We start from the raw sequence: 6,620 nt of genomic DNA on the forward strand, positions 1-6,620 counted from the left end.
CAGTGCTTGCGAAATCGCTTAACGGGGTTCAATCGGCGCGGCGGCTGCCGATGCGCACTTCGAACTCGCCGATGCCGGCGACGCCACCGGTGATCACGTCGCCCGCGTCCAGGGCAGCGACGCCTGGCGGCGTGCCGGTCATGATCAGATCGCCAGCGCGCAGGCTGACCGAATGTGACAACTGGCTGATGACCTCACTGACCGACCAGATCTGGCTTTCCAGATCCGAGCGCTGCCGCTCGACGCCATTGACGCTCAACCAGATCGCGCCTTGGCGCGGGTGACCGTTGCGGCTGGCTGGCAGAATGGGGGTGATGGGCGCCGAGCCATCGAACGCCTTGGCCGGCTCCCAAGGATTGCCCACGGCCTTGGCCGCCATTTGCAGGTCGCGGCGCGTCAGGTCGAGCCCTGCGGCATAACCCCAGACGTGATCCAGCGCCTCTTGCTCGGTGATCTGAAAGCCGTCCTTGCCGATGGCCACGACCAGTTCGATCTCATGGCAGAACTGCTCGGTCTGGGTCGGGAAATCCAGCTCGCCGGAGGCATCGATGACCGAGGTCGCGGGCTTCATGAAAAACGCCGGCACTTCGCGAACCGCGTTAAGGGTGTCGCCCCAGTAGTAGTTGCGCCCCAGGCAGAACACCCTGCCGGCCGGGAAGCGTCCGGCACTGCCGCTGACCGGCAGGCTCGAGACACGCGGCGGATCGATCACAAACTCACTCATGGAAATTCCTCAGGCCTGCAGCGCTCGCTACTTATCACCGTGACAGGCATCGCGCTGCAGGAGGTGGCCGTTTGATCCTGAGACTACGGGATCAATTCGCCCGAAAGTTGGACAAAACCGTGTTCGCGCTGGACTAAAAAACTCAATCCCGTCGACCATAAAAAAGGCGTACTCGCGTACGCCTTTGCCTAGTCCGGCAGAAGGTCACACACACATGCTTGCGCTTACTTCGCCTTGAGCTCGATCCGGTAGATACGGCCCAACAGCAGCGAATACGACAGGGTGCCAATGCACGCCACCCCTCCGATGAACCAGAAGGCGTAGGCAAAGCTGCCGGTCACATGAAGGATCTGTCCGATCACGATGGGCGTGACAATGCCGCCAATGTTGGCCGCCAGGCTGGTGATGCCGCCGGTCAGGCCGATCAGTTCCTTAGGGGCGATTTCCGACACGGCTGCCCATGAGGCCGACGCGATGCCCTGAGCGAAGAAGGCGATGGTCAGTAACGCGATGCAGACTTCGTTGGAATCGGTGAAGTTGACCAGCATGATCGACATGCCCAGCGCAGAGCCGACGACCAGCGGCAATTTGCGGGCGAAAGACAGCGACGTACCGCGCCGAATCATCCAGTCCGACACAATGCCCGCCAGCAAGACGCCCACGGTCGCGCCAATGAACGGCAACACGGCGAAGATACCTACTTTGACCATCGTCAGGTGGCGTTCTTCGATCAGGTAAGTCGGGAACCAGGTCAGGAAGAAATACAGCGCCGACGTGCTGGCGAACTTGCCCAGACAGATCGCCCACACCTGGCGATACTTCAACAGCTCGGCAATTTGCGCCCACTTGAATTTGTTCTTTTCCTGGCTGCTTTTCACCAGGCCACCACCGTCCTCGATGTACTGCAGCTCCTGCTTGCTGACCTTCTTGCAGTTCAACGGATCGCGGTACAGGTACAGCCAGGCGACGCCAAACAGGATGCCGACGATGCCGGTGCTGTAAAACACGTGGCGCCAGTCGTAGGTCGTTGCCAGCCACAACAGCAAGCCTGTGAACAGCGCAGTGCCCAGATACTGACCGCAGACGTAAATGCTGCTCGCCATGCCGCGCTCTCTTGCCGGAAACCAGACCGTGACCGCGCGGCTGTTGGCCGGAAATGCCGGCGCTTCCATGGCGCCGATGGCCAGGCGCAGCCCGAACAACGAAGCGAAGCCACCCGCCAGCCCCTGGCAGACGGTCACGGCCGACCAGGAAATCAGCGAGGCGCCATAGGTCAGTCGCGAACCGAAACGGTCGGCGATGAAACCGGCGGGCACCAGCGCGAAGGCATACGTCCAGGCGAAAGCGGAGAAAATCAGGCCCATCTGGACCTTATCCAGCCCCAGGTCCTTGGCCATGAACGGCGCGGCGATGGAGATGTTCACCCGGTCCACGTAGTTGATGATCGTGGCGATCAACAACAGTGAGAGCATGAACCAGCGACGATGGGAAGTTGGGCGGGCCGGTGCTGCCGCCATGGGTGCGGCGGAGACGGCATCGATAGCCCGAATATCGGGATTGCTCGACATGTGAATTCCTCGTTGTTTTTATTGGAATCGAGTGATGAAGCGCAGCCTTAAGTTATCGTACGACCGGTTTTAAACAACCCGCTGCTTAGAACGTTTTGGGATTTCGGAACCAGCCGGTAATTATTTGTCCAAGAAATTCCCGAGCGTCGGCAACTCTCCTTGTCTGACTTTTTTGTGTGGAAATGGGCGTAGTAGAGCGGCTCTTTCATTTCGAACCTTCCGCAAAGTTTTTGGACAAAAAGACTCGCGAGCGACAGCGAAAAAGTTTTGAATCAGGTCATATGACAACCGACAATAAGAAACACCGCAGTGAGGAACCGCATCATGGAATCTGCCAACCGCGTACCCACTTATGGAATGCAGCAACGCAGTGAGCGGCCAGACTTCTACATCCGTGGCAAAACCGAGGGCAAGCCTGAAACCGCGCCCCATCGTCACGAATATTTTCAAATCCAGATCAACCTCGGCGGTGACACCGTGCAGCACATCGGCGGCGTCGTGCGGCCCTTCCCGCGCAACACGCTGGCGTTCATCCTGCCGCACAAATTGCATCTGATCCCGCATCCGCCGGAAGGCAATTTCCTGCTGATCAACTTCGCCCAGACCTTCCTGCTGCCGCAGTTGCAGTGCGATCCGCTGGACCTTGAAGATGTCGCCATCGCGCTGGCACCCGAGCTGTCGCCGTTCCGGTTCCAGGAGCATCTGGATTTCACGCTCGGTGCCGAAGACTTTGCCGAGGTCCAGCGTTTGCTTGACCGCATGCGCGATCTGGACAAGGATCGTCAGTTCGGCACGCGCGAGATTCTCAAGGGCTATCTGCTGCAATTGATCGGCACCATCTGCCAGCTGTACGCAGAACCGATCAAGCTGCTGGCCGATGACAACGCCGCCGAACGCAGCCGCCGTGATGCGTTGGCGAGAATGTCGGAGTACGTGCGCAAGAACCTCAGCGATCCCGACCTGAGCCTGAAAAAGGCAGCGTCCGCGGCCTTCCTGTCACCCAATTACCTGACCCACTGGCTGCGCAAGGAAGTCGGTAAAACCTTCAGTGAGCTGGTGCTCGAACGGCGCATGCACCTGGCGCGCACGCTGCTGCTCAACGGCAGCAAACCGGTCGGAGAAGTCGCGCGGCTGTGCGGGTTCGCCGATGAAGCTTACTTTTCACGACGCTTCCGTCACGCCCACGGCATGCCGCCCGGGCAATTTCGCAAGCAGCGGGATTTATAGGCCGCCGTCGCGCACTGGGCCGTTCCTCTGGATCAACTTTATGTCCAAGTCGGCGTTTCATCTTCACGCCAGAGCGCTAAGCTTGCCGTCATGGATGACTCCGACTACCTGCGTCTGTTGACGATCCAGGCCGAGCAAGCCAATGCGTTTCTGTCCAATGCGCGCAAGTGGGAGCGCGAGCGTTGGGTGTGCCAACGGTTGCTGCAAGGCTTGAGCATTCCTCACCGCACCGACGATTTTCTGCCCGCCGGGCAAGAGCCGCCGGACGTACTCTTTCGCGATGCGTGTTTCGAGGTGTTCTTCGTGCTCGATGAAGGCCGTCGGCTCAACGATGAGTGGCGCGAGGAGTTACAGCGTCGGCGCAGCGCCTTTTCCCTCAGTCAGTTGGTGCGCCGCGAAGCCAAACCCAAGCGCATCCCGGCCGCTGAACTGCTCAGACGCCTGGCGCCGACCCTGCGCAAGAAAGCCCATAACTACAAGGAGCGCGGCCTGGATCTCAGCGAGCTGGACATCATCGCGTTCGCCAGCCTCAAACGCGAAGTGCTGGACCTGAACAGCCACTTCCCGCCGCCCACCGAGTACCTGCGCCAGGGCTGGCGCTCGCTTTCGCTGGTAGGGCCGACCTTTGCGCGGGTATTGTTCGCGCATCCGGACGCCCCGGATTTTCTGCGGACCAATCTGGGCCGCAGCGTGGTGTTCGACGTGGGAATCAGTCTATGAGTCCGTTGCAAGCCCTGATCGCCGACGTGCCGCAGCGCGGTCGCGTGCGCTGGATAGGCGTACGTCCGCAGTCGCGAGAAGAGATGATCGAACTGGAGGCGGTCGAAGCACGCCGCGAGGCCGGCTTGACGGGCGATCATGCCCGTCCCGGTCCGCGCAATGCCCGCCAGGTGACGCTGATTCAATGGGAGCATCTGGCGGTGGTCAGTGCCCTGATGGGGCGCGGGGAAGACAACCCCATCCTGCCTCGGGACCTGCGACGTAACATCGCAGTCAGCGGCATCAACCTGTTCAGCCTGAAAAACCGTCGCTTCCGCATAGGCCAGGCGGTGTTCGAGACCACCGGCTGGTGCCAGCCGTGCGCCAGACTGGAACAACGCCTTGGCCACGGGACCTTTCAGGCGGTGCGCGGACATGGCGGAATTACCGCGCGAGTGTTACAAAGCGGCATTATCCGTCTGGACGATGTCCTGCGTATCGAACCGCTGGACGACGACGTCAACGAATCTAATGCATCGGTCGTCACTGCTTGATGACGCCGATCAATGTTCATGCCGAGGCTCGAATGACCAGCCGCCTGAACCCTGACGACCAAAAGCGTGTCGAAGAGTACCTTCGAGCACCTCAGCACCAAGTCGAGCGCCGGCCATTCAAGCCCTGGCTGCTCCTTGTGGTGGTGCTGGTCGTGGTGATCGGACTGGGCCTGTTGAGCCGTTTACTGAGCTATCTGACGCTATGAGCTGCCTGGCGCTCGCTCGGATAGAGCCTGAAGAGAATTCCTTAAGCCTTATGAGATATCCCCATGACTCATCGTATCGTGATCGTCGGCGGAGGCGCTGGTGGTCTGGAGCTGGCTACCCGCCTGGGTAAAACGCTGGGCAAGAAGGGCACCGCCAGCGTCACGCTGGTAGACGCCAATCTGACGCACATCTGGAAACCCCTGCTGCACGAGGTCGCCGCAGGCTCGCTCAACTCCTACGAGGATGAGCTGAACTATGTTGCCCAAGCCAAGTGGAATCACTTCCAGTTTCAGCTCGGCCGGATGATTGGGCTGGACCGCGAAAACAAGCAGATTCACCTGGCGCCAACGCAGGATGAAAACGGTCAGGAACTGGTCCCGGCGCGCAGCCTGAGTTACGACTCGCTGGTGATTTCCGTCGGCAGCACCACCAATGATTTCGGCACCAAGGGCGCGGCGGAGCACTGCCTGTTCCTTGACACGCGCAAACAGGCCGAACGCTTCCATCAGCAATTGCTCAATCGTTACCTGCGTGCGCATGCCAGCGAGCTGGCGGCCACCGAAGAAATCAACGTGGCGATCGTCGGCGCCGGTGCGACAGGCGTCGAGCTCGCGGCAGAGCTGCACAATGCCGCCCACGAACTGGCGGCCTATGGCCTGGGCCAGATCAAACCGGAAAACCTGCGGATCACGGTCATCGAGGCCGGTCCTCGGGTGTTGCCTGCCTTGCCTGAACGGATCGGCGGGCCGGTGCACAAGACGCTGGAAAAGCTCGGCGTGACCGTGCTGACCAACTCGGCGGTCAGTGAAGTGACTGCCGACAGTCTGGTGACGGCGACCGGCCAGGTGATTCCGGCGACCCTGAAGGTCTGGGCAGCAGGCATTCGCGCACCGGCGTTTCTGGAAGGCATTGCCGGGCTGGAGACCAACCGCATCAATCAGCTGCAAGTGCGCCCGACCCTGCAGACCACCCGTGACGACAACATTTTCGCGTTCGGCGACTGCGCGGCCTGTCCGCAAAAGGGCACCGACCGCAACGTCCCGCCACGCGCGCAAGCGGCGCACCAGCAAGCCTCGCTGCTGGTCAAATCGCTCAAGCTGCGGATCGAAGGCGGCGACCTGCCGGAATACAAATACAAGGATTACGGCTCGCTGATTTCGCTGTCGAAGTTCTCGGCGGTCGGCAATCTGATGGGCAACCTGACCGGCAGTGTCATGCTCGAAGGCTGGCTGGCGCGGATGTTTTACGTCTCGCTGTACCGCATGCACCAAATGGCGCTGTACGGCACGTTCCGCACGCTGATGCTGATGCTCGGCAGCCGGATCGGTCGCGGAACCGAACCGAGGATGAAGCTGCACTAAAGGCGACGGCCTGCCGTGCATACGGCAGATTCTCAACGTCGCGAGTGAGCCAACTGTCTTTAACGCCCCGGCCCTCAGCGGCGTAACACTCGACGCCTTCCCGGCTAAAGCCGGTCCTACGAAAAGGTCGCAGCGTCAGTAGGACCGGCTTCAGCCGGGAAAGGCCTCGCGGCGTCAGTAGGACCGGCTTTGGCCGGGAAAAGGCCTTGCGGCGTTAGTAGGACCGGCTTCAGCCGGGAAAAGGCCTTGCGGCGTCAGTAGGACCGGCTTCAGCCGGGAA

At 60.8% G+C, this 6,620-nt stretch carries 7 protein-coding genes; 5 read left to right on the top strand and 2 right to left on the bottom strand.

Annotation, left to right across the window (positions count from 1 at the left end; translation table 11 throughout):
* Positions 1-28 precede the first annotated feature (28 nt).
* The gene (locus tag BMZ10_RS16825; protein WP_093464634.1) at positions 29-730 is read right to left on the bottom strand and encodes a fumarylacetoacetate hydrolase family protein; all 702 of its coding nucleotides are present in this window, start codon (positions 728-730) and stop codon (positions 29-31) included.
* A 218-nt stretch (positions 731-948) separates the two neighbouring features.
* Complete coding sequence (locus BMZ10_RS16830; RefSeq protein ID WP_371265987.1) at positions 949-2,241, bottom strand: MFS transporter; 1,293 nt, start codon at positions 2,239-2,241, stop codon at positions 949-951.
* A 375-nt stretch (positions 2,242-2,616) separates the two neighbouring features.
* Between BMZ10_RS16830 and BMZ10_RS16835 the strand changes: the two genes are divergently transcribed.
* From BMZ10_RS16835 to BMZ10_RS16855, 5 genes are all read left to right on the top strand, one after another.
* A complete protein-coding gene (locus BMZ10_RS16835; RefSeq protein WP_093464638.1) occupies positions 2,617-3,519 on the top strand; it encodes a helix-turn-helix transcriptional regulator in 903 nt (300 codons plus the stop codon).
* Positions 3,520-3,609: 90 nt separating this feature from the next.
* A complete protein-coding gene (locus tag BMZ10_RS16840) occupies positions 3,610-4,239 on the top strand; it encodes a DUF1780 domain-containing protein (protein ID WP_093464641.1) in 630 nt (209 codons plus the stop codon).
* Positions 4,236-4,772, top strand: a complete 537-nt coding sequence (locus BMZ10_RS16845) for an MOSC domain-containing protein (protein WP_093464644.1) — start codon at positions 4,236-4,238, stop codon at positions 4,770-4,772. The genes BMZ10_RS16840 and BMZ10_RS16845 overlap by 4 nt, the downstream gene beginning before the upstream one ends.
* A gap of 32 nt (positions 4,773-4,804) precedes the next feature.
* A complete protein-coding gene (locus BMZ10_RS16850; protein ID WP_093465580.1) occupies positions 4,805-4,978 on the top strand; it encodes a DUF3094 family protein in 174 nt (57 codons plus the stop codon).
* 63 nt (positions 4,979-5,041) lie between these two features.
* Positions 5,042-6,340 (top strand): NAD(P)/FAD-dependent oxidoreductase, encoded by a 1,299-nt coding sequence (locus tag BMZ10_RS16855; protein ID WP_093464647.1) that lies wholly within the window; start codon positions 5,042-5,044, stop codon positions 6,338-6,340.
* The last annotated feature ends 280 nt before the right edge of the window (positions 6,341-6,620 follow it).

This window comes from Pseudomonas sp. NFR16 (assembly GCF_900108875.1).
In the GTDB taxonomy this organism is placed as follows: Bacteria; Pseudomonadota; Gammaproteobacteria; order Pseudomonadales; family Pseudomonadaceae; genus Aquipseudomonas.